The sequence below is a fragment of the Halomonas llamarensis genome (assembly GCF_023555005.1).
Taxonomy (GTDB): Bacteria; Pseudomonadota; Gammaproteobacteria; order Pseudomonadales; family Halomonadaceae; genus Vreelandella; species Vreelandella llamarensis.
On sequence record NZ_JAMJPJ010000094.1, the window covers coordinates 1 to 657 of the forward strand.

The window sequence follows — 657 nt, forward strand, 5'->3', positions numbered from 1 at the left end:
GCCGTGCAAAAGCTTGTTTGGTATTCACGGCGTTGGAATATCGAGACATTCTTCAAGACGCTGAAAACAGGTTGCCGTATTGAGGATATACGCCTCGCTACAGCAGATCGACTTGCCAACTGTATTGTGCTCTGCTGTGTCGTATCTTGGCGAATATCATGGTTGACTATACTGCGGCGCCAATCCTCAAAAACCTCTCCTGCAGCTGTTTTTACTGATACAGAAAGAACGCTTCTCGACCGATCAATGCCGTCAAATAAACACGGCACACGACGCGATATAGCTTTTTACATGACCGCTGTCGCTCGTCTGGGTGGTTATCTGGATCGCTCCAGTGACCCTCCCCCAGGAACAACCGTTCTATGGCGAGACTTCATCCGCTTAGCTGATCTCGTTGCTGGATTCCAAGCTGCCAATCCAAATGCATCATCGACTTGTGGGTAATTGCAAGGTTGGTGGATCGCTTACGGTGGTAGCGGTTACATAGTCGGCTATGCTGCGACGAATCGGCAGGTGACGGGACGTGGTAAGTAAGCGAGCCATTAACCACATCTGGGCAGGCGTGGCTCAGCTGGGTAATGTGTCCTTCCAGTGCCAGGGCAGCAGCGTGGTGAGTTCGTCGTCGTTGAGCGTGGGCAGTGTTTCGAAGACGTACCG

At 51.9% G+C, this 657-nt stretch carries 1 protein-coding gene; it reads left to right on the forward strand.

Going from position 1 to position 657, the window contains the following annotated elements:
- The coding region (locus tag M8006_RS17725; protein ID WP_250084537.1) for a transposase at positions 1-444 on the forward strand (444 nt) is incomplete at its 5' end.
- Positions 445-657 lie beyond the last annotated feature (213 nt).